The sequence below is a fragment of the Catenulispora sp. MAP12-49 genome, from assembly GCF_041262705.1.
Classification (GTDB): Bacteria; Actinomycetota; Actinomycetes; order Streptomycetales; family Catenulisporaceae; genus Catenulispora.
Window position 1 is genome coordinate 198,294 of sequence record NZ_JBGCCP010000001.1, and the last position, 24,989, is coordinate 223,282.

General features: G+C 71.4%; 27 protein-coding genes. 12 read left to right on the top strand and 15 right to left on the bottom strand.

Annotation, left to right across the window (positions count from 1 at the left end):
• Positions 1 to 32 precede the first annotated feature (32 nt).
• Genes ABIA35_RS00855 through ABIA35_RS00880 form a run of 6 tightly spaced genes read right to left on the bottom strand, consistent with a single transcriptional unit; the run spans position 33 to position 6,295 of the window.
• A complete protein-coding gene (locus ABIA35_RS00855) occupies positions 33 to 1,268 on the bottom strand; it encodes an ABC transporter permease (protein ID WP_370340002.1) in 1,236 nt (411 codons plus the stop codon).
• Complete coding sequence (locus ABIA35_RS00860; RefSeq protein WP_370340001.1) at positions 1,265 to 2,020, bottom strand: ABC transporter ATP-binding protein; 756 nt, start codon at positions 2,018 to 2,020, stop codon at positions 1,265 to 1,267. The genes ABIA35_RS00855 and ABIA35_RS00860 overlap by 4 nt, the downstream gene beginning before the upstream one ends.
• Positions 2,017 to 3,117: a peptidoglycan-binding protein gene (locus tag ABIA35_RS00865; RefSeq protein WP_370340000.1), complete on the bottom strand. Its 1,101-nt coding sequence runs from the start codon at positions 3,115 to 3,117 to the stop codon at positions 2,017 to 2,019. The genes ABIA35_RS00860 and ABIA35_RS00865 overlap by 4 nt, the downstream gene beginning before the upstream one ends.
• A gap of 1 nt (position 3,118) precedes the next feature.
• Positions 3,119 to 3,733 carry a hypothetical protein gene (locus ABIA35_RS00870; RefSeq protein WP_370339999.1) on the bottom strand — a complete coding sequence of 205 codons (615 nt, stop codon included), beginning with the start codon at positions 3,731 to 3,733 and terminating at the stop codon, positions 3,119 to 3,121.
• 44 nt (positions 3,734 to 3,777) lie between these two features.
• Positions 3,778 to 5,559, bottom strand: a complete 1,782-nt coding sequence (locus tag ABIA35_RS00875; RefSeq protein ID WP_370339998.1) for a sensor histidine kinase — start codon at positions 5,557 to 5,559, stop codon at positions 3,778 to 3,780.
• Positions 5,552 to 6,295: a response regulator transcription factor gene (locus tag ABIA35_RS00880; protein WP_370356108.1), complete on the bottom strand. Its 744-nt coding sequence runs from the start codon at positions 6,293 to 6,295 to the stop codon at positions 5,552 to 5,554. The genes ABIA35_RS00875 and ABIA35_RS00880 overlap by 8 nt, the downstream gene beginning before the upstream one ends.
• A 24-nt stretch (positions 6,296 to 6,319) precedes the next feature.
• Between ABIA35_RS00880 and ABIA35_RS00885 the strand changes: the two genes are divergently transcribed.
• Positions 6,320 to 6,853, top strand: coding sequence for an AAA family ATPase (locus ABIA35_RS00885; RefSeq protein WP_370356110.1), 534 nt, complete (start codon positions 6,320 to 6,322; stop codon positions 6,851 to 6,853).
• Here ABIA35_RS00885 and ABIA35_RS00890 read toward each other — a convergent pair.
• Positions 6,850 to 7,812 (bottom strand): NADP-dependent oxidoreductase, encoded by a 963-nt coding sequence (locus tag ABIA35_RS00890; RefSeq protein WP_370356634.1) that lies wholly within the window; start codon positions 7,810 to 7,812, stop codon positions 6,850 to 6,852. The genes ABIA35_RS00885 and ABIA35_RS00890 overlap by 4 nt on opposite strands.
• 158 nt (positions 7,813 to 7,970) lie before the next feature.
• On the opposite strand from ABIA35_RS00890, the gene ABIA35_RS00895 reads away from it, so the two are divergent.
• Positions 7,971 to 8,576, top strand: a complete 606-nt coding sequence (locus ABIA35_RS00895; protein ID WP_370339995.1) for a TetR/AcrR family transcriptional regulator — start codon at positions 7,971 to 7,973, stop codon at positions 8,574 to 8,576.
• 16 nt (positions 8,577 to 8,592) lie between these two features.
• On the opposite strand, the gene ABIA35_RS00900 is transcribed toward ABIA35_RS00895, so the two are convergent.
• Positions 8,593 to 8,994, bottom strand: coding sequence for a VOC family protein (locus tag ABIA35_RS00900; protein ID WP_370339994.1), 402 nt, complete (start codon positions 8,992 to 8,994; stop codon positions 8,593 to 8,595).
• A gap of 88 nt (positions 8,995 to 9,082) precedes the next feature.
• Here ABIA35_RS00900 and ABIA35_RS00905 point away from each other — a divergent pair, with 88 nt between their 5' ends.
• A complete protein-coding gene (locus ABIA35_RS00905) occupies positions 9,083 to 10,051 on the top strand; it encodes a helix-turn-helix transcriptional regulator (RefSeq protein WP_370339993.1) in 969 nt (322 codons plus the stop codon).
• Between the two features lie 90 nt (positions 10,052 to 10,141).
• Entirely contained in the window at positions 10,142 to 10,861 is a 720-nt protein-coding gene (locus ABIA35_RS00910) for a DUF6882 domain-containing protein (RefSeq protein ID WP_370339992.1), read from the top strand.
• 52 nt (positions 10,862 to 10,913) lie between these two features.
• Here ABIA35_RS00910 and ABIA35_RS00915 read toward each other — a convergent pair whose 3' ends face one another.
• Together ABIA35_RS00915 and ABIA35_RS00920 are read right to left on the bottom strand one after the other, a co-directional pair.
• Positions 10,914 to 11,738, bottom strand: coding sequence for an alpha/beta hydrolase (locus tag ABIA35_RS00915; RefSeq protein WP_370339991.1), 825 nt, complete (start codon positions 11,736 to 11,738; stop codon positions 10,914 to 10,916).
• A gap of 190 nt (positions 11,739 to 11,928) precedes the next feature.
• Positions 11,929 to 12,384 (bottom strand): MarR family winged helix-turn-helix transcriptional regulator, encoded by a 456-nt coding sequence (locus ABIA35_RS00920; protein WP_370339990.1) that lies wholly within the window; start codon positions 12,382 to 12,384, stop codon positions 11,929 to 11,931.
• A 171-nt stretch (positions 12,385 to 12,555) separates the two neighbouring features.
• Between ABIA35_RS00920 and ABIA35_RS00925 the strand changes: the two genes are divergently transcribed.
• The 4 genes from ABIA35_RS00925 (at position 12,556) to ABIA35_RS00940 (ending at position 17,690) form a co-directional block, all read left to right on the top strand.
• On the top strand, positions 12,556 to 14,139 hold the full coding sequence (locus ABIA35_RS00925) for a DHA2 family efflux MFS transporter permease subunit (protein ID WP_370339989.1): 1,584 nt from the start codon (positions 12,556 to 12,558) through the stop codon (positions 14,137 to 14,139).
• A gap of 211 nt (positions 14,140 to 14,350) precedes the next feature.
• A complete protein-coding gene (locus ABIA35_RS00930) occupies positions 14,351 to 15,940 on the top strand; it encodes a TROVE domain-containing protein (protein ID WP_370339988.1) in 1,590 nt (529 codons plus the stop codon).
• 94 nt (positions 15,941 to 16,034) lie between these two features.
• Positions 16,035 to 16,907, top strand: a complete 873-nt coding sequence (locus tag ABIA35_RS00935) for a sterol desaturase family protein (RefSeq protein ID WP_370339987.1) — start codon at positions 16,035 to 16,037, stop codon at positions 16,905 to 16,907.
• A 42-nt stretch (positions 16,908 to 16,949) separates the two neighbouring features.
• Complete coding sequence (locus ABIA35_RS00940; protein ID WP_370339986.1) at positions 16,950 to 17,690, top strand: phytanoyl-CoA dioxygenase family protein; 741 nt, start codon at positions 16,950 to 16,952, stop codon at positions 17,688 to 17,690.
• Here ABIA35_RS00940 and ABIA35_RS00945 read toward each other — a convergent pair.
• Positions 17,687 to 18,217, bottom strand: a complete 531-nt coding sequence (locus tag ABIA35_RS00945; RefSeq protein WP_370339985.1) for an SRPBCC domain-containing protein — start codon at positions 18,215 to 18,217, stop codon at positions 17,687 to 17,689. The genes ABIA35_RS00940 and ABIA35_RS00945 overlap by 4 nt on opposite strands.
• Positions 18,218 to 18,274: 57 nt before the next feature.
• Here ABIA35_RS00945 and ABIA35_RS00950 point away from each other — a divergent pair, with 57 nt between their 5' ends.
• On the top strand, positions 18,275 to 18,745 hold the full coding sequence (locus ABIA35_RS00950) for a winged helix-turn-helix transcriptional regulator (protein ID WP_370339984.1): 471 nt from the start codon (positions 18,275 to 18,277) through the stop codon (positions 18,743 to 18,745).
• Between the two features lie 101 nt (positions 18,746 to 18,846).
• Here the strand turns inward: ABIA35_RS00950 and ABIA35_RS00955 are convergent, their stop codons facing one another.
• The gene (locus ABIA35_RS00955) at positions 18,847 to 19,710 is read right to left on the bottom strand and encodes a TIGR03621 family F420-dependent LLM class oxidoreductase (protein ID WP_370339983.1); all 864 of its coding nucleotides are present in this window, start codon (positions 19,708 to 19,710) and stop codon (positions 18,847 to 18,849) included.
• A 167-nt stretch (positions 19,711 to 19,877) separates the two neighbouring features.
• Between ABIA35_RS00955 and ABIA35_RS00960 the strand changes: the two genes are divergently transcribed.
• A complete protein-coding gene (locus ABIA35_RS00960; protein ID WP_370339982.1) occupies positions 19,878 to 20,633 on the top strand; it encodes a class I SAM-dependent methyltransferase in 756 nt (251 codons plus the stop codon).
• A gap of 78 nt (positions 20,634 to 20,711) precedes the next feature.
• Here the strand turns inward: ABIA35_RS00960 and ABIA35_RS00965 are convergent, their stop codons facing one another.
• Entirely contained in the window at positions 20,712 to 21,224 is a 513-nt protein-coding gene (locus ABIA35_RS00965) for a tetratricopeptide repeat protein (RefSeq protein WP_370339981.1), read from the bottom strand.
• 39 nt (positions 21,225 to 21,263) lie between these two features.
• Positions 21,264 to 22,703: a sugar porter family MFS transporter gene (locus ABIA35_RS00970; RefSeq protein ID WP_370356112.1), complete on the bottom strand. Its 1,440-nt coding sequence runs from the start codon at positions 22,701 to 22,703 to the stop codon at positions 21,264 to 21,266.
• A gap of 77 nt (positions 22,704 to 22,780) precedes the next feature.
• Between ABIA35_RS00970 and ABIA35_RS00975 the strand changes: the two genes are divergently transcribed.
• Positions 22,781 to 23,194 (top strand): Mov34/MPN/PAD-1 family protein, encoded by a 414-nt coding sequence (locus ABIA35_RS00975; RefSeq protein ID WP_370339979.1) that lies wholly within the window; start codon positions 22,781 to 22,783, stop codon positions 23,192 to 23,194.
• Between the two features lie 78 nt (positions 23,195 to 23,272).
• Positions 23,273 to 23,578 (top strand): TfoX/Sxy family DNA transformation protein, encoded by a 306-nt coding sequence (locus ABIA35_RS00980; RefSeq protein ID WP_370339978.1) that lies wholly within the window; start codon positions 23,273 to 23,275, stop codon positions 23,576 to 23,578.
• A gap of 89 nt (positions 23,579 to 23,667) precedes the next feature.
• Here ABIA35_RS00980 and ABIA35_RS00985 read toward each other — a convergent pair whose 3' ends face one another.
• Positions 23,668 to 24,882 (bottom strand): peptidoglycan-binding protein, encoded by a 1,215-nt coding sequence (locus ABIA35_RS00985; protein ID WP_370356114.1) that lies wholly within the window; start codon positions 24,880 to 24,882, stop codon positions 23,668 to 23,670.
• Positions 24,883 to 24,989 lie beyond the last annotated feature (107 nt).

Genomic DNA, 24,989 nt, shown 5'->3' on the forward strand with positions numbered 1-24,989 from the left:
ACCCTAGCGATTCCGCGGGGACAGTCGAGGCCTTATACGGTCGCCAAGGCCTCCGTGGGCGGCAGCCGCGAGGCGCGGACCGCCGGCTGCACGCCGGCCAGGACGCCGACCACGAGTGCGGCCGCGACGCCGCCGGCGACGGCTTCGGCCGGGATGACGGCGGGCCAGTCGCGCGACATCGCGTAGCCGGCGGTGCCCAGGACGCCCACCGCGGCGCCGGCCAGGCCGCCCAGGAGGCACAGGAGGACCGATTCGGTGAGGAACTGGCCTCTGATCTGGCGGCGGGTGGCTCCCAGGGCCCGGCGCAGGCCGATCTCCTTCCGGCGTTCGAGGACTGAGACGATCATCGTGTTGGCCACGCCGACCGCGCCGACCAGGAGGGCCACGCCGGCCAGGCCGAGGAAGAGGCCCGACAGCGCCGTCTCGGTCAGCTTCTTGGCCGCCAGGGCGGCCGAGGGTTGGGCGACCATGATCCGGCCCGGGTTCTGCGGGTAGATCGTCGCGGCCAGGACGGCCTGGACCGCGTAGATCTGCGATTCCCGGACCCGCGCGTACAGCTGCGTCGGATGCTCGTCGAAGGCCAGGTAGTGGCGGGCCGCGTCCCAGCCGACGATCACCGACTGCTGGATCTCGGGGGCCAGAGGGCTGGCGGCGAGGATGCCGATGACGGTGAAGGTCTGGGAGCCGATCCAGAGCTGGGGCGCGGGGGCGCCCGGGGTCAGGGTCGTGATGCCCAGCCAGGTGGCCGCCTCGGAGCCGAGGACCACGGTGGGGAAGGCCTCGTCCGAGGCGTTCAGGTAGTGGCCGGCGGCCGGGCTCGTGCCGATCACCGCGGGCAGGTCGTAGCCCTGCGCGGCCAGGACCGTCAGGCCGGTGTCGTCCTTGGCCGGGACGGCCTGGGAGCGGCGGACGCCGGCGTGCGTGTTGGCGACCTCGCTGACCTGCTCCACCGGCGGGATCCTGGCCACCATCGCCGCGGCCGTCTCCGGCACCGGCGGCAGGGTCTGGGTGTCCTGGTCGATCGTGGCCTGGGCGCTGAGCAGGTTCGTGCCCAGGGCGGCGAGCTGGTCGTTCAGGGCGCGCTGGGAGGACGCCGGGATGCCGACCACCATGATCACGGTGGCGATCCCGATCGAGATGCCGAGGGAGGACAGGACCGCCCGCATCTTGCGCGTGCGCGGTCCGAGCAGGCCCAGCCCGAGGACGTCGGCCGGCGAAAGGCGGACGGCGGAAACCGAGGACTGGGAACGGGTGGCGCGGCGGCTCATGGCGTCGGCCCTTGTGTCGCAGCCTCCTGAGGCATCGCAAGAGCTGCCAAGGACGCGGGCACCGTGGCCGACGAATCACCCAGCACCTGATCCGATCGGATCCTCCCGTCCAGAATCTCCACCCGCCGCGGCAGCGCATCCGCGATCTGCCGGTCGTGCGTGATCAGCGCGATGGTCGTCCCGGCCCGGTTGAGCGTCCGCAGCAGTTCCAGGATGGCGCGGCCGTTGGCGGTATCCAGGGCGCCGGTCGGCTCGTCGGCCAGGACCAGCGCCGGATCGTTGACCAGCGCCCGGGCGATGGCCACGCGCTGCTTCTCGCCGCCGGAGAGCTGGTGCGGCTTGTGGTCGCGGCGATGCGCCAGCCCGACCTTGTCCAGCGCGGTTTCGGCGAGCGGTCCGCGGGATCTGCGCGGCACGCCGGCGTAGAGCAGGCCGGTCGCGACGTTCTGCACGGCTGTCAGTCCTTCGATGAGCTGGAACTGCTGGAACACGAATCCGATCTCCCTGGCGCGCAGCGCGGACAGCTCCCGGTCGTCGAGCGCCGCGACGTCCTGGTCCCGGACGGCCACGGTGCCGCTGGAGGGCCGGTCGAGCGTGCCCATCAGGTTCAGCAGCGTGGACTTGCCGGAGCCGGAGGGGCCGACGATCGCGACCAGCTCCCCGGCGTCGACGGCCAGGCTGGCGTCGGCGAGCGCCCGCACGCCCCCGGCGTAGACCTTGGTGGCGCGGTCCAGTCTCAGCACCGCGCTCACGAGACGGTCACGACCTTCAGGCCCTCGGTGATGCCCTGTCCGGAGATCTGCACGAGCCCGTTCGCGAACAGCCCGGTCTGCACCCCGACGAGCGTGCTGGTCTGCCCGGTGCCGGTGACCACCTGCACCGCGTAGCCGCCGCCCTGAACCGCGACCAGCGCCTCGACCGGCACGGCGAGGACGTTGGCCACCGAGCCCGTGGTCACGGTGACCCCGACCGAGCCGGAGTCCATGCCGGACAGCGCGGACTGGTCGGCGACGTCGACGGTCATCGACGGTCCGCCGGCACCCGCGCCGCCACCGCCGGAGCCACCACTGCCGCCGCCGCCCGCCGAGGATCCGGCCTGCGCCGCCGCACCCGGCGAGCTCAGCGCGGACACGGTCCCGGTGGTCTGCTTGTTGTCCGGCAAAGCCAGCGACACCTTCAGCCCCTGAGTCAGCACACTGGTGTCGACCTGCCGGGGATCGACGGAGACCGTGACGTGTTTCGTGGTCGAACTCAGGCTCAGCACGTCCGCCGCGGCCGCGGCGCCGAGCTGCGCGTCGAGCGTGGCGACCCGCACCGGTGCGGGCAGGACGGCGAGATCGCCGATCGCCAGCGTGCCGTTGCCCGCCAGTCCTTTGCTCAGCTGCCACTTCTTGAGCGCGTCCTCGGTACCCGACGTGTAAGCGTCGCCCTTCGGCGCGACGGCGTATCCCAGGGATCGCAGGTTCGCGTTGACTTCCGCGATATCCGGACCCGGCGTGGCCTGAGCGTTGATGGCGCGGTAGAGCGGAGTGGAGCCGAGGAACAGGATCACAGGCTGTGCGTCGACGCTATAGAGCGTCTGGCCCTGACCCACCACCACGCCGACGGCCGGGAGCCACGTAATGGTCCCGCTCTTGCGGCCGGTGAAGGGCGTGCTCGTGCCGTACCCGAGGGCGCCCTGGAGCGTGACGGTGGTGGACAGGTCGCTGCGCGTGATGGTGGTCGTCTGCGGCGGTGCGGGCTTGGCCGCGGGCGGCGCCGTCGGATGGAACCGCAGCATGTAGACCGCGGTGGCGGCGACCGCGGAGACGACCACGATCCCGAGCGCGGCGAGGAGCCACGTACGCACCTCAGGAACCGATCCCTTGAGCGGCGACCTGCTTCTCGCACTCCGGCGTGTCCTGCATGCCCAAGGTGATCGACTGCGAGTCGTTGTCGGGTCCGCCGAAGGAGATCCCGTACTGGCCGCCTTCAGGCGCCGACGTGGAAACGTACTGGACCCCCTTGTCGCGCAGGCACTGAACGACCGCGTGCACGAAGTCGGCGGCCTTGGGATTGCTGGCGTCCAGCTGCCAGGGCGGCAGCGGATCGTCGCCCACACAGGCGTTCTCGGCCTTCGTCCGGGCGGCCTGGTCCTCGACGTTCTTCTGTTTGCTGTAGCCGTTTCTGGCCTCGCATTGGCTGTACCGGTCGTACAGCGCGCTGATCTGGGTGTTGGTCATGTCGAGGGTGAGGCGCGGCCGTGCGGCGCTGGCGGGCGTGCCCGCCGTCGGCGCCGCACCGGTGGCGGCAGCGGTCGAGGTGGCGGAGGCGGGAACGGCGGCGGACGTGGCCAAGGTAGGGACTTGGGCCTGCGGCTGTGCCGACGACGAGGACCCGCCCGACCCGCACGCGGCCGACGCCAGCGTGGATATGGCCAGAACGCCGCCGGCCAGAGACCGGACGAACCAGGTATGTGTTTTCACAGCGCACGAGCCTGTCGAGCAAATGCGAAGAACTTGTGCGATCGCTATGCGGGTTCCTTCGCCACCGGAAGGCGGATGGTGAACGTGGCACCCGCGCCCGGCGCGCTCGCGACACTGACTTCGCCGTCGTGCGCCTCGACGAGCTGGCGCACGATGGCCAGTCCCAGTCCGCTGCCACCGGTCCGGCGGTTCCGCGACTTGTCCGCACGCCAGAAGCGGTCGAAGACCGAAGACAGGTCGGCCTCGGCGATCCCGGGCCCGGTGTCGGCCACTTCCACAAGAACGGCCGCACCGCTCCGGTACGCGCGCAGCGTGATCCGTCCGTCGGGCGGCGTGTGGCGCTCGGCGTTGGCCACGAGGTTCCCCACCGCCTGACGGAGCCGCATCGGGTCCGCGACCACCCGCAGATCCGGCGCCGCCTCGACGCTCGCGCGTCCGCCGCCGACCGCCGCGATGTGCCGGAGCAGTTCGCCGAGGTCGAGCTCGGCCGGTTCCAGGCGCAGCTGTCCGGCATCGGCGAGGGCGAGGTCCCGCAGGTCGTCGACCAGGTGCTGGAGCAGCTGGGTCTCCTCCAGCAGCGAGGAGACGAGGTCGGTGTCCAGGGCGGCGACGCCGTCGTTCGCGGCGATCAGCCAGCCTTTGATCGTGCTCAGCGGGGTCCGCAGTTCGTGCGAGATGTCGTTGACGAGTTCCTTGCGCTGCCGGTCGGTCCGGGCGACATCCTCGGCCATCTCGTTGAAGGCCGTCGTCAGTTCGGCGATCTCCCAGCGCGCGCTGGTCGCGGCCCGCGCCGTGCCGTCCCCGGCGCGCATTCGCCGGGTCGCCTCGGTGAGGACGCGGACCGGCCGGATCACGCGGTTCGCCAAGAGCATCGCGACTCCGACCGTCAGCAGGACCACGAGCGTCGCCACCCCCGCGATCCGCCAGGTGTCGGCCGAGGACAGGCCGACGGCCGCCTGGCCGTCGGCGTGGCCGAGCGGCATGGCCTCCATGAACGCGGCCGGGGCGACGTAGGGCCGCAGCTGGAGGCGCCGCGCGTTGAGCAGGCACGTCTGGTCCCGCTCGCTGTCCGCCGGGCCCGCGACGACGGTGACCTCGCCGGCGCCGGTCAGGGCAAGCTTCATCGGACCGCCGGTGACACACCCCTTCATCGAGGCTTCCAACTGCCCCAGCGCCGTCTGTTCGGTCGCGGTGGGCCTGATCGAGGGCGAGTCTTCGAAGCCCACGTAGCCGCCGGTCTCGTCCAGCACGGCCCGGCACTGCTTCGCCGCGTTCTCCAGCGGGACCAGCAGATAGGGCCGGCCGGTGGCGACGACCTCCGAGACACCCGTGTCCAGACCGGTGGCGCGCAGGCAGGCCGCCGCCTTCTCCACGACGATCTCCAGATCGGCGTGTTCCTGGGTGGTCAGCAGGAAGGGGCTGGTGACCTTCGGGTCGATGCCGTCCGGGAAATGTGTCGCGGCCAGCGCGTTGTCGACGGTCAGCGGATCGATGGCCACCGAGGGCTCCGCGCCGCGCGGGTCCGCGGCCGACGCCGGCGAGCTCTCGATCGGCGCGGCGCCGACCGGGGTCACGACGACGCGGACGCCGAGTTCCTGCGCCAGCTCGGCCAGGACCGGGCCGACCGTGGACCAGGTCGTGTGGGTGGCCGCGTAGTCGACCACTGCTTCGTACACCAGGGGATAGGCCTGGCGGATGCTGTTCTCCTGCTGCGCTATGGAGGTGGTCGCGCGCTGCACCGACAGCCACGCGGTGGCCGCGACCGCGCTCGCGGCGACCAGGATCGTGCCGGCCAGGAGACGGGTGCGCAGGCCGAACCTAGACATCGGGGGCCTGGTGACCGTCGGCGATCCGATAGCCCACGCCGTAGACCGTCTGCAGGAGCACGGGATTGCGGGCATCCGCCTCGATCTTGCGGCGCAGATTCTTCACGTGGGCGTCGGCGGTGCGGTCGGTGACGAAGCTGTCCGGGCCGTGCGCCCGATCGAGCAGCTGCCGGCGGCTGAAGACCCGGCCGGGGCTGGACATCAGGGTCTCCAGGAGGCGGAACTCGGCGGGGGTGCACTCGACGCGCCGTCCGGCCAGCCGGACCTCGTGGCGGACCTGGTCCAGGGAGAGCGGCCCGACCCGCAACGGCAGAACGGCCGAGCCGCCCGAGCCGCCTGAGCCACCTGAGCCGCCCGAAGCCTGCGCGCGCCGGAGCAGGGAGCGCACGCGCGCCATCAGTTCCCGGGGGTCGTAGGGCTTGGTGAGGTAGTCGTCGGCGCCGAGGTCGAACCCCGCGAGCTTGTCGTCGGCCGCGGACCGGGCCGTCACCATCAGGATCGGGATGTCGTAGTCCCGCCGTACGACGCGGAGCACGTCGAGCCCGTCGAGTTCGGGCATCATCACGTCGAGGATGAGCAGATCGGGGCGTCTGCTGCGGATCTGGTCGATCGCCGCGCGCCCGTCGGCGACCACGAGGACCGCGTGGTCCTCGCGCTGCAGGTAGCGCCGGACGAGCTCGGCCTGCTTCGCATCGTCCTCGGCGACCAGTACGAAAGCGCCCGCGCCAGGTGTCATGGCGCGAGACCCTACGCTTGCGGGGTGACCTTGGTGTGGGTGACCGGCAACTCGGGGGTCGGCAAGTCAACCCTTTGCGATGTCTTGAAGGGTCGGGGCCGGGCGGCTTTCGACGCCGACTGGGACGGCTACAGCCACTGGGCGGACCGCACGAGCGGGCGGTCCGTCACCGATCCGCCGGATCCGGTGCCCGCCGGCTGGCTCGACCGGTTCGGGTGGCGGATCAGCCGCGAACGCGTTGAGGAACTGGCCGCACGGATGCGGGACGACACCGCGTTCCTGTGTGGATCGGCCGAGAACGAGGACGAGGTCCGGGACCTGTTCGATCTCGTGGTCTGCCTCGTGATCGACGAGCGGACGCTGCGCCACCGCCTCCGGACCCGCACGAACAACAGCTTCGGGCAGCATCCGGAGGAACTGGCCGCGGCCCTGGATCACAACAGCCGCGCCGAGCCCGGCTATCGGAGCCTCGGCGCGACGATCATCGACGGCACCCGGCCTCCGGCGGAGGTCGCCGAGGCGGTCCTGGCAGCAGCGGCAGCGGCAGCCGGACGCTAGCCGTCGGCGCCGGGCAGCAGCAGGAGCTTGCCGCGAGCGTGTCCGGACTCGCTGATCTCCAGCGCGGTCCGCCACTGGTCGAGCGGGAAGGTGCCCGCCACCGGCACGGTGAACTTCCCGTCGGCGGCCAGTCGCGCGAACTCGGGGAAGTGGCCGAAGCGCGCTTCGTCGGTGAAGGCCGCGGGGTCCTCGTGGAACGAGTCGCGCACGCCGAGTTCCGCGGCGGCCGCCAGGTCGGAGCAGGTCAGGACGCGCCGGGGGTCGCCGCCGGCGGCGCGGACGAGTTCGGGCAGGGCGCCGTTGGGCGGTGCGGTGTCGAAGACGATGTCGACCGGGGTGCCGACCGGGGTGTCCCCGAGGGCTGCGATGCGGTCGGCCAGGCCGGCGCCGTAGGCGGTGACCGTGGCGCCGAGGTCCTTCAGCCGGCCCGCGTAGGTGTCGCCGGCGGTGGCGATCACGCGCAGGCCGCGGTGCAGCGCTATCTGAACCGCCGCGAAGCCGATGGTCGTGCCGGCGCCGTTGACCAGCAGGGTGCGGCCCGCGTCCAGGCCGAGGCGCGCGAGATGCCAGTACGCGGTGCTCAACGCCATCGGCAGCGCGGCCGCCCGCACCAGGTCCAGGCCTTCGGGGACGGCGAACCAGTGGTCCATGACCGCCCGGTCCGCCGCGCCGGCGCTGGGCCGGCCGGCGTAGTCGGCGGTGCCGAAGACGCGGTCGCCGACCGCGACGCCGGTGACGCCCTCGCCGACGGCCTCGACGATGCCGGCGACGTCGCAGCCGACGCCCCGGGGCAGGTCGCCGGCGAACAGGCCGCGGCACAGGGCCCAGTCGGCGGGGGCCAGGCCGCAGGCGTGGACGGCGACGCGGACGCGTCCGGGGCCCGGCTCGGGGACCGGGGCGGTCTCCAGGCGCAGGACCTCGGCGGGCTCGCCGTAGGTGTGGAAGCGCACGGCGCGCATCGTCGGGACTGTTGCCGGGCGGTCGGGCATGTCGGGCATGTCGAAGCTCCTGCCAGGGGTTCGAGGCGCGGGCACGAGTAAACGGAACACGCTCCGTTTAGCCCGCGCGGCCTATACTAGCCCGGTGACCGGCAAAAGTGGAACGCGATCCGTTTAGCATGGCGCCCGATCCGTCCTCCCCCGCCCAGCAGCAGCTCCGGGCCGACGCGCTGCGCAACCGCGAGAGCGTGCTCGCCGCGGCGACCGCGGCCTTCGCCGCCGCCGCGGCCTCCGGCGACGCCTCCGCCGCCGAGCCGTCGATGCGCGAGATCGCCCGGCAGGCGGGCGTCGGGGTCGCCACGCTCTACCGCCACTTCCCGACCCGGGAAGCGCTGGTCGACGCGGTCTACCAGGACCAGGTCGTCCGGCTCACGGCCGGCGCGCACGACCTGCTCGCGGCGCACGCGCCGGCGCGGGCCCTGCGGCTGTGGATGGACCTGTTCGCCGACTGGCTGGCGGCCAAGCGCGGGATGACCGGCACCCTGCTCGCCATGGTCGACACCGGGGAGATCTCCCTGGCGCACACCCGGGGCGAGCTCCTGGCGGCCGTAGGCACGATCCTCGACGCCGGGATCGCCGCCGGCCAGATCCGCCCCGACACCAGCGCCGACGACGTCAGCGCCGCGGTGCTCGGCCTGCTGGCGGTCTCCGGCGAACGCGGGAATCCCGAGCAGGCGCGACGGCTTCTCGACGTCCTGATGGACGGACTCAAGCCGCGGCCCTAGTTTCGCGGGTGCCGCATCAGAGCCCGAACTTGGCCCGCGCTTCGGGCGTCACCGGCGTGAAGAAGTTGACCAGGTTGCCGTCGGGGTCGCGGATCAGCAGCGAGCGGTTGCCCCAGGGCATGGTCTTCGGCTCGGCGACGACGTCTGAGGCCCAGGGAGCGAGCTGCTGCCAGAGGGCGTCCACGTCCGCCACCAGGAACTCGATGATCACGCTCTGGTTGGCCGCGGGGGCGGCGCTGCCGGGGGCGAACAGCGGGATGGTGTTGACGCTGCCGATGGCCAGGGTCGCGCCGCCCGGGGCGGCGAGCTCGGCGAAGTCGGGCGTGAACCAGGTGGCGGCCAGGGTGGTGGCCTTCTCGTAGAACGCGACCAGCGCGGTGATGTCCGCGGTGATGATGCGGGTCGATGCGAGCTTCATGGTTTTCCTCCTCGGGAGTGCCTGTGCTCCGCACGCTACGAGCAATAGTGGACAGATTCGGTCCGGTATACCGATTAGATTGGGAGACGTGAATCACCCCGCCGGACGCGTGCTGACCCTGCTGGAGCTCCTGCAGTCCGGGGGCGTGCGCACCGCGGCCGAGCTCGCCGAGCGGCTGGGGGTCGACACGCGCACCGTCCGCAGGTACGTCGAGCACCTGCTGGACCTGGAGATCCCCGTCGAGTCGGTGCGCGGCCGGTATGGCGGGTACCGCCTGGCGCGCGGCTTCCGGCTCCCTCCGCTGATGCTGGGCGACGACGAGGCGCTGGCCGTCCTGCTCGGCCTGCTCGAAGGGCGGCGCAGCGGGCTGACGGCCGCGTTCGGGCCGGCGGGCGAGACGGCCGCCGCGAAGATCCGCCGGGTGCTGCCGGCGCGGCTGGGCGAGAGGCTTCAGGGCGTGGTCGACAGCGTCGTCTTCACCGGCACGCCGGTCGACAGCGCGGCTCTGGACGCCACCGTGCTGCTCACGGTGTCCGACGCGGTGGCCGCGCGGCGGCCGGTCGCCATCGCGTACGGCGAGCGGACGGACCGGGTCGTGCACCCGTACGCCATTGTGAGCCACCGGGACCGGTGGTATCTCAGGGCGCTGGATCCGGCGTTAGGGGAAGAGCGGACCTTCCGGCTCGACCGGATCGCCGGGGCCAGGACTCTGCCCGGGTCCTTCGAGCCGCCCGACGAGGACCCCGCTCAAAGCCTCATCGCCGGTTTCGCCACGGCGGACTACCGGTACCGGGTCGCGATCCGGGTGCGGGGGACGGTCGAGCAGATCCGGACCCGTTTCCCGGCCGGCGTGGCGGTGATCGAGCCGGCCGGTACTGATGCGGCAGAGCACCCTTGGCACCGCCTCATGATCCGCGCCGAACGCCTCGACTGGATCCCGCCGACCCTGGCCGCCCTCGATCTCCCCTTCGAGATCGAGGAGCCGGTCGAGCTCGGCGACCTGATGCTGGCGTTCGCCGAGCGGCTGGCGGCCCGGGTCCGGCGCGAGTCCGCATGAGAATCCAGATCAAGGCCGTCACCTGCATTTAACCCCGCAGCTTGGCCCATCGCCCCGACAGAATCCGCCGCGCCCCGCTACTGTCGACACGTGACTTCTGCGTTCAGCGATGCCTTCCTCCGTATGGCGGAGCCCCACGCGGCCTGGGGCATGCGCCAGATCGAGGAGTTCAACGAGTTCCTGCCGATCGGGCCGTGGACGGTGAACCTGGACGAGCGGCGGTACCGCCAGTCGGGGCGGGAACTGCGGATCAGCGTGCTCGGCAGCTTCGACACCGCGGAGGGCTCCTGGCTGTGGGGCTGGGCCAACCCCGGCTTCGGGAAGCTGCCGGTGGTGGCCGCGGCCGAGGCGCTGCGGGTGTTCGGGCAGGAGCACGGCGTCCCGGAGTTCTCCGAGGAACTGGTGGACCTGTCGAGCTTCGAAGACCCCCGCTACGCCGCCGAGATGCTGGCGTTCGGGGCGATGGGGGTGCTGCGCGCCGACGGCTACATCGGGGTGCAGGCCAACGAGACCGGGCGGCTGTACATGGTCCCGGACGACCCGCAGGTGCCGGTGGCCGACCCGGATCCGATAGCGCTGCCCCGGCTGCTGATGCAGGGGGCGCAGTTCTTCAACCGGTCGGCGTACGAGGTGGTCGCCGGCTACTTCCACCACTTCGGCATCCCGTGGCGGCAGGAGGGCGACACGATCAGCGCCGAGCTGCCCGGCGGGGCGACCGCGTCGGTCCAGTTCGACGCGCAGGGCCGGGTCACCGCGGTGTCGATGGGCTCGATCACCAAGGAATCCCTGGGGAACACCGCCGGCGCCTGAACGGTGCGGCATCGGCGCCCGGCCGGGTGGCCGGACGCCGACGACGCTGAGGTCACGCGGTCACCACGGCGGTTCCGGTGGCTCCGGCTGTTCCAGCGGTTCCTGTGGCTCCGGTGGCTCCAGCCGTTCCGGCGCCGAGATGCCGGGCGAAGAACCGCACGGCGCTGTCCGCCTCGAACCGGGGCAGCTGCTTGTGCAGTCCGGCGTTGGCGTGCAGCGTCTTCTCCTTCGAGGCGAAGGCGTCAAACAGCGCCAGGCCGGCCGCGCGCGGGATGTGCTCGTCGTCCCACTGCAGGTCGAACTCGATCGGGACCGTGATCCGCCGCGCGGGCTCGACCAGGTGGTCGGGCCAGTGCTGGCCGAACACGGCGGCGGTGATCCGGTCGTCGCCGGCCACGAACGGGACGCCGGTCGCGGTGCCCATGTTGATGCCCCAGTAGCCCACCGGCCCGCCGGCGCCGATCTCCGGCAGCTGCTGGAGCGCGTCCAGCGTCGCGCGCCATTCGGGCACGGCCTGCTCGGCCAGATAGGCGTTGTAGCGCACGATGATCGGGCCCTCCGGCTCGCCGGCCGCGCGCGCCGCGAACATCGCGTCGACCTCGCGCTCGTCGTGGTCGGTCACCGGCCGGCCGCCGTGCCCCGGAGCGTCGATGGCGGCGACGTGGAAGCCGCAGTCCAGGACGAGTCTGCGCGCACGCTGCGCGCTGGCCGGGGCCTTCTTGTGGATACCGCCGCCGTGGCCGATGAGCACCAGGGGTGCCAGGCCGGAGGCGGATTCCGGAGACCACAGGACACCGGGGACGTCGCCCACGGTGAAATCGCGTTCGCGGACGCCGTCCGCGCGGGTGTCACTGCTGAAGAAGAATGAAGTAGACATGGCAGTCACCTTTCGGGAGCACTTCTTTCGGCACTCCCGACGACCGCTATGTCAGCCGCCTGCCCGTGACAGCACGGGGAGCACCCACGTCGATACCGCCTTCATGGGTCTCACCTCCTCTTGTCCGGTCACGGCTGGTGAACATTAACCGGCTGCCGCCGCGACGCGCAACACGTATTTTCCGCTTCTGCTAAGCCCCGCACGACGCCGCGAGCGCTTCCATCCACTCGCGCGCGGCCTTGCGCACCTCGGGACTCAGGCCGGCCTCCAGCTCGTCCTCCCGCCTGCGCACCGCGGGCCGGGCCTTCTGGAACATCTCGCGTCCGGCCTCGGTCGCGTGCACCTGGTGCGCGCGCCGGTCGGTCGGGTGCGGGGAGCGTTCGACCAGGCCGTGGGCCTCCAGGCCGGCGACCATCTCGTTCGCGGACTGCCGGGTGCTGCCGCACAACCGGGCCACCTCGGCGACGGACAGGCCCGGCGAGCCGTCCAGCATCATCAGCGTCGCGAACTGCGGCACGGTCAACCCGAACTCGGCGAGCTCGTCCTCGATGGCCGCGCGCATGCCGAGCCAGACGTGGCGCACAGCGAAGCTGATGACTCCGTCCTCGCCCCACTTGTCGGATTCGTTCTCCTGCCGTGCGGACATAACGGGACGCTCCGGTCTGATGATTGACAGGTACCTGACGAGTTTGCCAGGCTGATATCCGACAGGTACCTGTCGATTCTAGCGCGCGGCCGCGCCGTCCCGTGAAGCCGCACGGCCGTTCCGTGAAGCCGCACAGACGAAGCCACACAGACCCAGGGGGGTCCCGCAGCCATGTCCGCAGCCACGTCCACCGCCGGCCCGCCGTCCGGCCGCCGGCAGAGCCTGATCCTGACCGTCCTGATCTTCGCGCAGCTCCTGATCTGGATCGACGGCACCGTCCTGTCCACCGCCTACGAGACCCTCGCCGACCCGGTGCGTGGCCTGGGCGCCACCCCGGGCCAGCTCCAGTGGGCCACCGGCTCCTACACGCTGGTGCTGGCCACCGTCACCTTCACCGGCGGCGCCCTCGGCGACCGCTTCGGGCATCGCAACACCCTGCTGGCCGGCATGGCGCTGTTCGGCCTGGCCTCCGTGTTCGCCGCGTACTCGCACAGCACCGGCGAGCTCATCGCGGCCCGCGCGGTCATGGGCCTGGGCGCCGCGCTGCTGATCCCGGCGACCCTGGCGGTGATCAGCTTCACCTACCCGCCCGAGAAGCGTCCGCAGGCCTTCGGCGTGCTCAGCAGCTTCGCCGGGGTCGGCATCGCCGCCGGACCCGTGCTGGCCGGGCTGATGCTGGCGAACTTCTGGTGGGGCTCGGTGTTCCTGATCAACGTGCCGGTCGTGGTGGTCGGCCTGATCGCGATCGCGCGCACGGTTCCGAACTTCCAGCCGCCGGCCAAGCGCGGGCTGGACTTCCCCGGCCTGGTGCTGTCCACCGCCGGCCTCGGCCTGCTGTCCTACGGCCTGATCCGCGCGGGCCAGGACGGGACCGTCACCGAGCCGCAGGTGTGGAGCACGGTCGTCGCCGGGCTGGCGCTGACCGCCGCGTTCGTGGCCGTCGAACTGCGCCGCACGCACCCCAGCTTCGACCCCCGGCTGTTCCGGCTGCGCCAGTTCGCCGCCGGCAACGTCACGCTGACGCTGCTGTTCCTGGCGCTCAGCGCGAGCGGCTTCTACTTCGCGTTCTACCTCCAGGGCGCCCGCGGCTACTCGGCGCTGCGCGCCAGCCTGATCGGCATCCCCGGCGCGCTCGGCGTCGTGGTCGGCGGGCCGCTGGCGGCGAAGCTCGCGCGCCGCACCTCGGTCCGCCGGGTCAGCGGTACCGCGCTGGTGGTCTCCACGATCACGCTGGCGGTCTTCTCCCGCATCGGACTGCAGATGCCGATCCCCGCCTACATCGCCATAGCCATCGTCCAGGCCACCGCGATCGGCATGACGATCGCCCCGCTGACCGGCGCGATCCTGGGCTCGCTGCCGCTGGCCCAGGCCGGCGCGGGCAGCGCCGTGAACGCCACCATGCGGCAGACCGGCAGTGTGCTGGGCATCGCGCTGGGCGGCACGGTCCTGTCGATCGGCTACCGGCACGCGATCAGCGGCTCGGTCGCCGGCCTGCCGGCGGCGGTGAAGCAGCAGGCTGAGACGTCGGCGGAGATGGCCCGGAACGTGGCCCGGCACAACGGCATCCCGGGCCTGGCGCACCAGGCGGACCTCGCGTTCGTGCACGCGATGCACACCGGCATGGTGTGGTCGGCGGCGGCGACCGGGATCGGGGCGGTGCTGGTGTTCGCCGGATTCGCCAAGCCCAGGAAGGCAAAAGCAATCACGGTGGAACCCGAGGTGGCGGCAATCGTTCCGGAATCCGCTTCGGCGTAAAGGAAAAAGGGTGGCGCGGCCGAGGGCGTCACCAGCATCCTGTGAGGGCACCCCGGTGCGCAGGCAGCGGATACTTCAATCCAAGGTAGAGGCGCCGGTTCGATCCCGGCTCGTCTTCGCGAGAAGACGATGGACTAGTGGATATGTCGCTATACGAGCCCGCAGCCGACATCTGATCTCGGGAGTGCTCTATCTTTTCGGGGGTCCACTGATGGTGAAGTTCAACAAGGCCGCGACCAAGTCCACCGCCACCTTCGAGGGCGGCAAGGCCTACAAGCGCGACGCGAAGTCGGACCTGTTCCTGCTCGCGGTCACCAACATGGTCGGCGAGGACACCTTCTACGAGTCCGCCGACGTCCGCGACGAGCGGTACCGCACGCTGGTGCGGGCCGTCGCCGTCACCGACCCCGAGTGGATGCTGCGCTTCGTGACCTGGCTGCGCGGCGCGGCGAACATGCGCAGCGCGGCCATCGTCGCGGCGTGCGAGGCGGTGCGGGCCCGGCTGGACGCCGGCGCCCCCGGGCACGGCCGGCAGCTGATCGCCGCCGCGTGCCAGCGTGCCGACGAGCCCGGCGAGGTGCTCGCGTACTGGACCGGCCGCTACGGCCGCGCGCTCCCGAAGCCGGTGAAGCGCGGCGTGGCCGACGCCGTGAAGCGGTTGTACACCGAGTACTCGTTCGCGAAGTACGACTCGGACTCCAAGGGCTTCCGGTTCGGCGACGTCATCGACCTCGTGCACCCGGCCGCCGCGGACGACAAGCCGTGGCAGGGCGAGCTGTTCCGGCACGCGCTGGACCGCCGCCACAACCGGGACAACCCGGTGCCCGAGGCACTGCCGATGCTGACCGCGCGGGCCCGGCTGCTCTCGCTGCCGGTGGACGAGCGGCGCCCGGCGCTGCTCGCTGGGGTTGCTGAGGGTACCGGGGGTGGTCCGGAGCGGCTGGCCGAGGCCGGCATGACCTGGGAGGCGCTGGCCGGCTGGCTGCAGGGCCCGATGGACCGGGCGGCCTGGGAGGCGGTCATCCCGTCGATGGGCCTGATGGCGCTGGCGCGGAACCTGCGGAACTTCGACGAGGCCGGGGTCGCCGACGAGGCGGCCTGGAAGGTCTGCTCGCGGTTCCTGGACGCCGCCCAGGTGTCGCGGTCCCGCATGCTGCCGTACCGGTGGCTGTCGGCGTACAAGGCCGCGCCGTCGCTGCGGTGGGGCCACGCGCTGGAGGGCGCGCTGGGGCACGCGATCGCGGGCATCCCGGAGCTGCCGGGCCGCACCCTGGTCCTGGTCGACACCTCCGGGTCGATGACCGGGCGGGTGTCGGCGCGCTCGATGGTCACGCACCTGGACATCGGGGCGCTGATCGGGGTCGCGCTGGCGGACCGCGCGGCCGGCTCCGGGCGGCTGGGCGACGTGGACCTGGTCGGCTTCGCCGACGGCGTGTTCACGCACGAACTCGCCAAGGGCGGCAGCGTGCTGCGCGCGGTGGAGGCGTTCACGAAGCGCTCCGGCGAGGTCGGGCACGGAACGCGCATGGTCGACGCCATCGCGAACTCCTACGACGAGCACGACCGGGTGGTGATCGTCAGCGACATGCAGACGTTCCCGTACTACTACAACCGGGACAAGGGCGCGGACGCGTTCATCCCGGACACGGTGCCGGTCTTCGGGATCAACACCACGGGCTACGGCCCGAGCGCGTTGCCGCCCGGAAAGCAGAACCGGTTCGAGATCGGCGGCTTCTCGGACAAGGTGTTCACCATGTTCGGTCTGCTCGCCGCCGGTGACGGACCCGCGTGGCCGTTCTGAGACACCGGCCGGACGCTATGAGCGTCCGGCCGGTATCGAATCGTAAGGAGCGATAGGGCGCCGGCTCTGGCCAGTTGCCCTACCGCTCAGTAACATGCGCCGTGTGATCGACGGCATAGACCTCACGACCCTCGCGATCCCGTTCTATGTGCTGTTCATGGCGCTGGAGCTGCTCTCGCTGCGGTTCTTCCCGGACCCGGGCGAGCAGGGCTACACCGTCAAGGACACCACGACCTCGCTGACGATGGGCATCGGCTCGATCGTCTGCAACCTCGGCTGGGGACTGGTGACGGTGGCCGCGGTGGCCGGCGTGCACGCGGTCTCGCCGTGGCGCATCGGCAGTTCGCTGACCAGCTGGCTGATCCTCTTCGTCGCGTACGACTTCTTCTACTACTGGGAGCACCGCGCGAACCACCGCGTCCGCATCCTGTGGGCCTCGCACGTGGTGCACCACTCCAGCCGGCACTACAACCTGTCCACCGCGCTGCGCCAGACCTGGACCGGCGTCGGCAACACGGTGTTCCTGCTGCCGTTGGCGCTGGCCGGCTTCCCGTCGTACATGATCTTCGCGACGGCGGCGATGAACCTGCTGTACCAGTTCTGGATCCACACCGAGCGGATCGGGAAGATGTGGCGGCCGATCGAGCTGGTGATGAACACCCCCTCCCACCACCGCGTGCACCACGGGTCCAACCAGGGCTACCTGGACAAGAACTACGGCGGCGTGTTCATCGTCTTCGACCGGCTGTTCCGCTCCTTCGAGCCCGAGGGCGAGCCGGTGCAGTACGGCCTGACGAAGAACATCGGCACGTACAACCCGCTGCGGGTCGCAGTCCACGAATACGCCGCGATCGCGCGGGATGTGCGCGGCGCCGAAGACTGGCGGGCCCGGTTCGGCTACGTGCTGCGCGGTCCGGGCTGGTCACCGGCCGTCCGCCCGGCGCCGGCCGCGGCCGTGACGGCGTAAAACCCGTCGCAGAGTCCTGGGCGCCCTGCCTAGGCTGGCCGGGTGCTGAGCAATGAACAGCTGAAAGAGTTCGTCGAGCGGGGATACCTGGTCGTCCCGGGTGTCGTCCGATCCGAGCTGGTCGACCGCGCGAACCGCCGGATCGACGAGCTGGTCGCCGCCGAACCGCCGCTCGAAGGCCATGTGGGACACCACTTCTACTTCCCGAACGCCAAGGACGAGCCGGCGCTGATCGCACCGCTGATGGATGCCGGGCCCGACGGGACGAGCGCCTTCGCGCACGCCGAGGCGCTGGCGGACCCCGGGCTGCTGGAGGCGCCGTGGCAGGTGCAGGTGGCTTTGAACATCCCGCCGCACCCGCACCAGCCGGGACGGCCGCACATCGACGCCGCGATCAGCGAGCCGACGCCGGGCTTCATGCCGAACACCTTCACCATGCTGGCAGGGGTGTTCGTCACGGACCAGACGAGTGAGAACTCGGGCAACCTGTGGGTCTGGCCGGGGACGCACCGCAGGCATGCGGAGTACTTCCGGGAACTCGGCGTCGAGGCGTACTGCGCGTACCCGGACATCGACCTGCCCGAGCCGGAACAGGTCACCGCGCGCGCCGGCGACCTGTTGCTCGCGCACTACCTGCTCGGGCACAACATCGGGGGGAACGAGTCGGAGACGACGCGGCGGATGCTGTACTACCGGGTCAGCTGCCGTGGGCATTTCGACCAGCCGGCGCGGATCCTGGTCGAGCCGTGGTACGAGTACGCGCCTCTTCGTTTCCTGATTTAGTCCCGAGCGCGCTCGGCCCGGATGACGGTGGCCGCGTCCTGGTGCGCCGGGGCGTCTCCGTCCGCCTTCGGGTTGGGATGCCCCTGGCCGGTCTCGATCAGGGCACGAAGGCTGCCGCCGATGTAGCCGGCCCAGGCGTTGGCGCACACGTCGTAGCACTCGTCCTGCGGGACCAGGCCGACGTGCGTGAAACGCAGCTCGGCGCCGCCGTCCGTCGGCAGGATCTCGAAGACGATGTCGGTGCCGGTCCATTCGGCCTGGTCCTCGATGAAGTCGAAGTAGTTCTCCTCGACGTGCCAGACGACCTTCCGGTCCGGGACGAGCTCCGCGATGCGGACCTTGCAGCGGTGGACGTCCTGGTACCGGTAGTCGAAGACGCCGCCGACCCGGTCGGCGGTCCCCTCGACCGCCTCGGACCACCAGCCGCGCACGTTCACGACGGCGTCGTAGGCCTCGCGGGGCGTCCGGTCGACGGTGAAGCCGGTGGTGTAGTGCCGTTCCTGCGGTTCCCTTGTGACTTGCATCATGCAAGCAGCGTACGACGACCAACTTTCATCATGCAAGTGGTTCGGTACACTGGGACCATGCTGGGGAAGACGTACGACTCGCAGGTCTGCTCGATCGCGCGGACGCTGGAGGTGGTCGGCGAGCGCTGGAGCCTGCTGATCGTCCGCGACGCGCTCTTCGCCGGCGCGACGCGCTACAGCGACTTCCAGCGGAGCCTCGGGATCGCGACCAACATCCTCAAGTCCCGCCTCGACGGCCTGGTCGAGACGGGCGTCATGCAGCGGCACCAGTACTCGCGGCAGCCGGAGCAGTACGAATACCTGCTGACCGACAAGGGGCGGGCACTGGCACACTCGCTGGTCGCGCTCTCGGAGTGGGGCGACCAGTGGGCGACGGACGGGGAGCCGCCGATCCTGTACGTGCACTCGGTGTGCGGCACCGGGGTCACGCAGCAGACGGTGTGCGCGCACTGCGGTGTCGTGGACGATCCGGCGGAGATCCGGGCCGAGATCGGGCCGGGGATGCCGGCCGACCGGGTTCCGGCTTAGCCGGGGCGGCGTGTGCCGGCCAAGTGCGGCGCTTCTAACTTGTGTGTGGGTCGGTGTGGGGCTGCAGGGGCGCCCCAATTGCCGGCCAAGGCCCGCGCCACTCAGCTCCCGGCCAGCGTCTCCACCACCGGCGCCAGCTTCTCCATGAACATCCCGTTCACCGCGATGTAGGAGATGCCGAGGTCGTCGCGGCGGCGGCGCAGCGTGTCGGCCATCTGCTGCGGGGTGCCGGTGAGGATGGACGGGGCGCCGGTGCGGATCAGCTCGGCGGGGTCCATGCCCATCTGCTGGCTCAGGTAGGCGGGCAGCTCGGTGCCGACGCCGGCCAGGTTGTGGCTGAGTTCGAGGTCGTCGAAGCGGGCGCCGGCGACCGCGCGCAGCTCGGCGATCTTCGCCGCGAGGCCGTCCTCGGTGGTGGCCGGGCTCAGGCCGAGGGTGAGGATGTCGGCTTCGGCGGCGGCCAGCTGGAACATCTTCGGGCCGGCGGCGGCCACCAGGATCGGCGGGTGCGGCTTCTGGACCGGCTTGAGCGGCGAGGGGCTCGCGGCCGCCGCGGCCAGCTCCTCCTTGACGATGTGGATGGCGTCAGAGAGCTGCTTCACGCGCTCGGCGGGAGTGCCGAAGCGCCGCTCGCGGTGCACGACCTCGTCCTCGGCGCCGGGCCGGCCGGCGCCCAGGCCCAGGTCGAAGCGCCCGCCGGAGAGCAGGTCCAGGGCCAGCGCGCGCCAGGCGATCTCCGAGGGCGTGTAGAACGGCACGGGCAGGACGAACGTGCCCACGCGCAGCCGCTCGGTGGCCGTCGCGGCGGCGGCCAGGGCCGTGAACGGCTCCAGGGTGGTCATGGTGTCCGGGGCCAGCAGCGTGTCGTAGCCGAGTTCCTCGGCCCGGCGGGCCAGCCCCTGCCAGGCCTGGGCGGTCGGGGCCTGGGCCGCGACGACGGCGAAGCGGAAGGTGCGGGGGTGCATGGGTTCTCCCTGAGTAGGAGTTCTGCGTTCCTGTCTGTCTAATCCGATCCTGCCCTCGCCGGAAGCAGACGGGCGTCCGGCGGGAGGAGGTCGCGCGCGTACTCTGCGGGGAGTAGGCGCCGTATTCTCGCGCGCGCTCTCAGCTACGAGCGTGCTTGACTACGGGCGTGCTTGACTACGATCTTGAGGCCGCGCACTACGACCGGACGCGAGGCGGCGTGGCCCGGGCGCGAGCGGCGGCCGGCGCGGTACTGGAGCTGGTGCCGGGGGACTGCGCGGTCCTGGTGGACGTCGCCTGCGGCACCGGCATCGTCTCGGAACTCCTGACGGCCCCCGGCCGCACGGTGCTCGGCGTGGACATGGCGGCCGGCATGCTGGCCCTGGCCCGGCCCCGCCTCGGTGGAATCGGCCGAGCCGTCCGCGGCGACGCGACACGCCTGCCGATAGCCGCCGGTGCCGCGGACGCGGTGACCTTCATGTGGCTGCTGCACCTGGTCGACGAAGCGGTGGTGACGGCGGCCGTCGCCGAGGCGGCCCGGATCCTGCGCCCCGGCGGAGTTCTGGTGACGACGGTGGACAAGGACTCGGCCCAGTTCGAGAGCGACAGCGACGTCGGCGAGATCATGCGGGCGGCGCGCCGCGAGCTGGCCCCGCCCGCCAGCGACGACGGCGAGCGGGTCCGCGAGTTGGCGGGCAAGGCGGGTCTGGAACCGGCGGGTACGGCACGGTACGTGGGGCACGGTCAGGGACGGTCGCCGCGGGAGTGGGCACAGCGGGTCCGGGAGGACATCGGGTGGGCGAGGCGGGCCGATCCGGCGCGCGTGACAGAGATCTGCCGCGCGCTGGAGGCGTTGCCGGCGCAGGATGTGCGGCGGGCTGATCCGGAGTACACGGTCGCGGGGTTCCGGCTCGGGGGAGTGTGAGGCGCGGCGCGCAGGCAGGCCGGGGGACCTGGCGGCCCGGCGGTCCGGCAGCCCTGACCGCCGCCCCACCGCAGCCCCCTACAACTTCCCCATAGCCGCCTCGAACGCCTCCCAGACCGCCGGCAGCTTCGGGCTCCCGATCCGCTGGTCGATCTCCAGCGCGAGCCGGAACCGCAGCGCGGCCTCGACGTGCTTGCCCTGGTCGTAGAAGCTGCGGCCGGAGTGGTGCGCGGCGGCGGCGACCAGGCGGTCGTCCTTCAGGTAGAGCGCCAGCTTCTCGGCGCGGTGGAACATCGTGTCGGCCTGGTCCCATTCGCCGCGCCACTGGCGGACGTGGCCCAGCAGGAGGGTGGCGCGGACCATGCGGCGCAGGTCGCCGGCCAGGTCGGCGGCGGCCAGGGTGAGTTCGGCCTCCAGGGCCGCCTCGTCGAGGCGGCCCGCGATGCGCAGGAGGTTGGCGTATTCGGAGCGGGCGTCGGGGAGTTCGTCCATGTCGAGGGCGGCCAGGGTCTCGATCCGGGCGGCCAGCGACGCGGGATCGTCGACGATCTCGCGGAGGGTCTCCGGGTCGGTGCGGAAGTCAAGGCCCATGGGTCCATCCTGCGACGCAGAAGGCTCCTTACGCGACACCTAGCCCATCGATTCCAAGGTTTTTCCCTTCGTTTCCCGGACAAGGTAGTACACGAAGGGGATGGAGATCGCCGCGGCGATCGCGTAGAGCGAGTACGCCCCGGCCAGGCTCCAGCGGGACAGCGACGGGAACGAGACCGTCACCAACCAGTTCGCCAGCCACTGCGCGCTGGCCGCCACCGACAGCGCCAGCGCCCTGATCCGGTTCGGGAACATCTCGCCGAGCAGCACCCACACCACGACGCCCCAGGACATCGCGAAGAAGAACACGTACGCGTTCGCGCTGAGCAGCGCCGTGATCCCCTGCGCCTTGGGCAGCGTGGTCTTGCCGTTGGCGTGGGTGCCGTAGGAGAACATCCACGCGGCCAGTCCCAGCGTCACCATCATGCCCACCGAGCCGATCAGCAGCAGCGGACGCCGGCCGATCCGGTCCACCAGCGCCATCGCGACCACGGTGCCGGCGATGTTCACCGCCGCGGAGATCATCGAGATCAGCAGCGAGTTGGAGGTGTTGATGCCGACCGACTGCCACAGCAGGGAGCTGTAATAGAAGATCACGTTGATGCCGACGAACTGCTGGAGCACCGACAGCCCGATGCCGATCCACACCACCGCCAGCAGGTTCTTGCGGCTCGGCGTCAGCAGGTCCACCGCCTTGGGCTTGATCTCGCCGGCCAGCTGCTCGCGGATCTCGGCGATGCGGTCGGCGACGTTCGCGCTCGTGCCCTCGACCTCGGCGAGCACCGTGCGCGCCTCCTCGTCCCGGCTGTTGGCCACCAGGAAGCGCGGCGACTCCGGCAGCCTCAGGCTCAGGACCCCGTACAGCACGGCCGGGACCACCTCGGCGCCGAGCATCCAGCGCCAGGCCGCCAGCCCGCCGAGGTGGTCGGTGTTGGTGCCGCCGGCCCACTGGTTGATCAGGTAGTTGACCAGCGCGGAGATCGCGATGCCGAGCACGATCGCCAGCTGCTGGAACGAGGTCAGCCGGCCGCGGAAGGCCGGCGGGGAGATCTCGGCGATGTAGGCCGGGCCGATCACCGAGGCGATGCCGATGGCGAAGCCGCCCAGGATGCGCCAGATCGTCAGGTCCCAGGGCTGGTAGGCGAACATGCTGCCGATGCCGCTGATGGTGAACAGGACCGCCGCGATCTGCATGCAGCGGGTCCGGCCGAGGCGGTCGGCCATCCAGCCGCCGGCGATCGCCCCGGCGGCGGCGCCGGGCAGGGCCGCGGCGACGATGAAGCCGGTGGTGCCGCTGCCCACGTTGAAGTCGTGCTGGATGCCGGTGACCGCGCCGTTGATGACCGCCGAGTCGTAGCCGAACAGGAAGCCGCCCAGCGCCGCGACGGCGGCGATGAACACGATGCGTGGCGCGACGCGTGAGTCCGTGGACGGTTCCGAAGGGTTCGGTCCGCCGGAGCGGCCAGTCTCGGTGGTCATGCCTGTACCCCTGCCGCCGATCCCGCCAGGCGATGCGGCGATGCGCCCGATCGGGTGGTTGGCCTACCGTGGTCGCCATGCTGACCGTCTCGCAGGAGATCTACGACGCGATCGTCGAGCACGCCCGCCGCGACCACCCCGACGAGGCGTGCGGGATCGTGGCCGGCCCCGAGGGCTCGGACCGTCCCGAGCGCTTCGTGCCGATGGCGAACGCCGAGCGCTCGCCGACGTTCTACCGCCTGGACCCGGCCGAACAGTTCAAGGTGTGGCGGGAGATGGACGACCGGGACGAGGAGCCGGTGATCATCTACCACTCGCACACCTCCACCGAGGCGCATCCCTCGCGAACCGACATCAGCTATGCCTCTGAACCCAATGCGCATTACGTGCTGGTGTCCACGCGCGACACTGACAAACTCGGCGACTTCCAGTTCCGCTCGTTCCGGATCCTCGACGGCGAAGTCACCGAGGAAGAAGTGACGGTCGTCTGAGACACCGCCCGACGGCCCCGCTCCCCTGACGGGTCAGTCCGGGATGCCCGCATCGGTGTCCCGGGTCAGGCTGGACGAGTGAGTTCGACTGAGACGGTCACCCCGATCCAGAACGCCGTGAACATAGGGCCTGTGCTGACACAGCGGCTGCGCGACGTCGGCGTCACCACCCTGGACGAGGTCCGCGAGCGCGGCGCCATCGAGGTGTGGCAGCTGATCGCCGACACCGCCGAGGGCAATGAGTGCGCGCACATGCTGCTGGCGTTGGAAGGCGCGCTGCGCGGCCAACGCTGGACGTCGATCCCCCGCTCGGAGCGCGACGCCTTGTTGGTCGAGGTCGGCCTCAAGGACGCCTCGGAACTGCGGGCGGCCAAGAAACGCTAGCCGCCGTCGGGCCGCGGGCCCGGCAGGCGGCCCGGGCGGGCAGGAAGCGGCCGACGCGAGGCGACGGCCGCTTCCCCAGTGCCGCGGGCTCAGCCCGTGATCTTGCCCTGCTGCAGCGCCGACCACACCGGGCCGTTGACGACCCCGTCCGCGGCCATGTGCATGGCGCTCTGGTACTGCACCACCGCGCTGAAGGTGTCCATGTCGAACTGACCGGTGGCCTTCACATCAGTGTTCAGCGCGGCGGCCAGCGCCTCCTGCAGCCGCTTGACGTCCGCGGCGCTGGCAGGCTTGTGATGCTTGTCGCCGCCGAACGGGCCGCCGGGCATGTTCGGCAGCTGGGGCGTCAGGGTCGGCTTGCTGCCCGCGGCGATCAGCGCGGTCTTGGTGGAGCGGCCGACGACGCCCGAGGGGTCGGAGGCGTGCGAGCGGGCCTGGAACGCGGCGACGGCGCTCTGGGTGGCCGAGTCGAAGGTGCTGTTGATCGGACCGTTGTACAGGCCCAGCTGATGCAGCCGGGTCTGGATCCACTTCACCTCCGGGCCGGAGTCGCCGAGCTGCCACTGGCCCGGGACCCGCTCGGCCGGCGTGCTCGCCGAGCTGCTCGGGGTCGAGGAGGCCGGGCTGTTCGCGACCGCCGACTGCGCCGAGGAGCTCGGCGCGGCCGTCGGGGTGGTGACCGACCCCGGCGTGATCGCCGGTCCCGCGGACGGGCTCGAGTTCCCGCCGCCGAGGGTGATCAGGGAGATCACGATCACCCCGACCGCGGCGGCCGCGACCCCGATACCGATCTTGGCGCTGCGGTTGGAACGGGCCGGCACCCCGGGCTCGCCCGGGTAGTCCTCGGTGTAGCCGCCCTCATAGGGCTCGGCGTAAGCGCCGCCGCCAGCCGCCTGGTAGTCGATCGGCTGGTCGTAGCCGGGCTGGTCGTACGCCTGCTGCGGGTACTCCGAGCGGCCGAAGTCCTCCGGAACCGCCGACATGACCTGCGTGGCGTTCGGACGGGGCCGCTCGGGGGCGCCATCGGGCCGGTACAGGTGGGCGAACGGGTCGGGCTCAGGCGGCGGACCGCTCTGCGCCGGGATGGCCTGGGTCGGGATGGCCTGGGTTGCCTGGGTCGCCTGGGTCGCGTCGCCCTGCTGCGGCACCGGCAGCTGCCAGGTCATCCCGTGCTCGGACGGGGCACCCGGCCCGCTCTGGGCGTCATAGCCGCTCTGGCCGTCATAACCGCTCTGGCCGGCGGCGCCGACGGCCGCGTAGGCCTGCGTCGGATCGGACACCGCGCCCGGGGCCTGCGACGACATCTCGCCGCAATTCGGGCAATAGCGGGCTCCCGGCGTTTTCGGCAGGACGGTCCCGCAGTGATGACAAGTCTCCATGGTGCTCGGAACCCCCTTGGGCAGACGCGCCA